At 45.9% G+C, this 2425-nt stretch carries 4 protein-coding genes and 1 pseudogene; 1 reads left to right on the top strand and 4 read right to left on the bottom strand.

Annotated elements, in window-relative coordinates:
- Nucleotides 1-37: 37 nt before the first annotated feature.
- From PX481_RS09465 to PX481_RS09450, 4 genes and pseudogenes are all read right to left on the bottom strand, one after another.
- The gene (locus tag PX481_RS09465) at nucleotides 38-1207 is read right to left on the bottom strand and encodes a transposase (protein WP_288094474.1); all 1170 of its coding nucleotides are present in this window, start codon (nucleotides 1205-1207) and stop codon (nucleotides 38-40) included.
- A 155-nt stretch (nucleotides 1208-1362) separates the two neighbouring features.
- Nucleotides 1363-1545: a type II toxin-antitoxin system HicA family toxin gene (locus PX481_RS09460; protein WP_012267861.1), complete on the bottom strand. Its 183-nt coding sequence runs from the start codon at nucleotides 1543-1545 to the stop codon at nucleotides 1363-1365.
- Nucleotides 1542-1733 carry a hypothetical protein gene (locus tag PX481_RS09455; protein WP_043999154.1) on the bottom strand — a complete coding sequence of 64 codons (192 nt, stop codon included), beginning with the start codon at nucleotides 1731-1733 and terminating at the stop codon, nucleotides 1542-1544. The genes PX481_RS09460 and PX481_RS09455 overlap by 4 nt, the downstream gene beginning before the upstream one ends.
- Nucleotides 1734-1955: 222 nt before the next feature.
- Nucleotides 1956-2210 (bottom strand): annotated as a pseudogene (locus PX481_RS09450) (PIN domain-containing protein); the annotation flags it as partial.
- Here PX481_RS09450 and PX481_RS09445 point away from each other — a divergent pair.
- Nucleotides 2181-2425 (top strand): hypothetical protein (locus PX481_RS09445; RefSeq protein ID WP_288094473.1); only part of this gene is annotated, 245 nt, incomplete at its 3' end. The pseudogene PX481_RS09450 and the gene PX481_RS09445 overlap by 30 nt on opposite strands.

Below are 2425 nucleotides of genomic sequence, written 5' to 3'. Positions count from 1 at the left end.
CTGAGTGCCTGACACATCTTGTGTCAGGGGTAGCAGGTCAAGGACGACAGAGCAAAGAGTGAACACGGGAAAACCATATTCGGTCATAGTAATCGGAGAGAGCGTTCTTAGAAGAGAAACAGGGTTCTGGGTCAGAGTGGAACAAAGGGATAGGAGAAAGCAAAGAGCGGCCCTTGTGGACAACGCCCTGGAGCCAACGAAGACCAATTTTGAGATAGCTGAGACCCCGCGTCCAATGGGGGTCAACCTGAGAGCGAAGACCATTGAGTTGAACGGCCATACCGTGAGTAGTGGCATAAAGAAGAGCAAGGGCTGGGACCAAATACAGACGGGTCAAAGCAGGAGCAGAACGGATAGCGGAGTCTTCAAGTTGAAAAGCACCGGATTTTGAATCTAAAAATAACTCCTCGACCCGAAAGCGCAAGGCGTACTGCCATAAAGTGTTCAGAGAGGGGGTTTCGTCAGTAATGACAGCCCAAGGTTCTTTGACTCCCGTGACCCTTGCCAGAACAAGATTGCATCGATAGATGCCGTCTGTCCACAGACCGACCTGATCGTAAAGAATGGCTTCTCCTTTGGCAGGCCAGAGATATTTGACTTCGATAGGATGTCGCCGAACCCCATGAACCAGAACGTCGCCGGGTAAACGTAAGCAGTAATGCCATCCACTGACTTGCCGCCAACTGAGCAAGCCATGATTGGCAAACCCTCGGTCGGCTAAGAGCATGACATCGGGATAATCCTTCAACAATCGCTGAGCCAAGCGCAGCATCGGTTTGTAGGTGTTCACTGCGACGGTGGCACTCGGATGGTCTAGCACTCGCCATAACAGGGGGACTGCACGACCGCAACAGACTATCGACAGATGAATCATACAATAGCGATTCCACAATACAGTTGTATCTAATGCCAAGTAAAGTCGATTGCCTTTCCAGCTACTGATGGCGGCTAGCACCAGAGGAATATACAGGGATTTGACCCGAATTCGATGATTGCCCATAAATCTCTGCCATCTGCGTTCGGTGCTTTGTGCCTGTGTTGCACGACTAGGGACGTAGGACTCCCACATTGGCAGGCTTAATTTCCCGCTACAGATTACTGCTGTGACCATCCAGGCTAATGCCTTGAGGTGTCGCAGGTCTCGCCATTGGCTGTGTTGACACAGTAAAGAAAGTAGTTGAGCATAGAGACTGGTAGTGGTTGACATGGGAGGTTCGCTGATGTTCTGTTAATCTCAGCATTCCATATCCTGCTACCTTTTTCTCTTTCCACGCTATTTCAAGGGTTTCCGACACTTGTGTCAGGCACTCAGCCCTGCCCCACGAAAAACTTTTTCAGCAGACCCTAATTGGCACTGTGAATTTATCTGTCGCCTGTAAGACTTTTGATAATCTTTTTAGCCAATCGCTCATTAATTTCTCGATGTCTGGGAATTGGTTCTGTTTTTCCAGTATCTGGATTATGGTAAATATCGTGTTTCCCTCCACGTCTAATCAAATAGCAGCCCGCTTGCTCTAATTGTGCAATTAAATCATGTCTTTTCATGGGAGTTCAAACTCTGCAACTCTCTTGATTCCGGGGATTTCTTCAGTAGTAAATGTTTTGTAGAGATCGACCAAGTTTCCGATTAATTCTTCTAAGTCAACACCTTGGGTCCAATGATCTGGAAATTCATTCAAATAGCCCAAGAACATCCCATCTGATTCTTTCCAATATGTATATGGAATCTTCATGGTGAAATCCTCATTCTGCGTTGCTAAAGATATTAAGTTGACCCCTATCATAACTGAATTGCTCCCAAGCCACGATCAGCTTTATTATCAGGGTTGGCAGCGAGATTGCCGCCTTACACTTCGTTAATGCAGCCTACCAAAGCGGCGATCGCCCATTCAGACAGATTTAGGTGTTGGGTGTTGGGTTTCGTTCCGAGGGTTCAATCTACGGACTACGGACTGTTAAATTAGAATATCAAATGTTTGATTATTTAGCCAACGATAAACACTAAAATCTCGCCTATCTGTGGTTAATATTCTGTTCTCCTTAATTGTTTCAGCTAACACTACTAACGAAGCATCGGCTAAGTCCATTGGCAAATCTCTATATTTTTGCATCAGTTCTTCAATGGGTTGGCAGTGCTTAGTTTTGAGGTTGAATACCTGTAGTTCTCCTGTGGAGATTTTATGAATAAGGGTTTTTGGGACATCTATTCCTGCAACATCTCAATAAATGCTGGTAAGGAAGCCGAAGTCAACCTAGAAAATGAACCCGCACTCGTGAGAAAGCATCCAGCAATTCCAAATTCAAACGGTAGTGTAGGATACAGAATTGATTTCGCTTCTGTCCCTCAAAATAGAGTGAACGAGTTGCCCATTGGGTTTTGCAGGAATGGAAGTCCAAGATTTGAGTTTTATAGGGATGCTGAGCT

This window comes from Microcystis sp. M53603_WE2 (genome assembly GCF_030065435.1).
This window is presented reverse-complemented; position numbering and strand designations above follow the sequence as displayed.

Bases quoted from the DNA above. Each gene is read 5' to 3' on its own strand.
- PX481_RS09455 (WP_043999154.1), bottom strand. From the start codon at position 1,733: ATGAAGATTCCATATACATATTGGAAAGAATCAGATGGGATGTTCTTG.
- PX481_RS09465 (WP_288094474.1), bottom strand. From the start codon at position 1,207: ATGTCAACCACTACCAGTCTCTATGCTCAACTACTTTCTTTACTGTGT.
- PX481_RS09460 (WP_012267861.1), bottom strand. From the start codon at position 1,545: ATGAAAAGACATGATTTAATTGCACAATTAGAGCAAGCGGGCTGCTAT.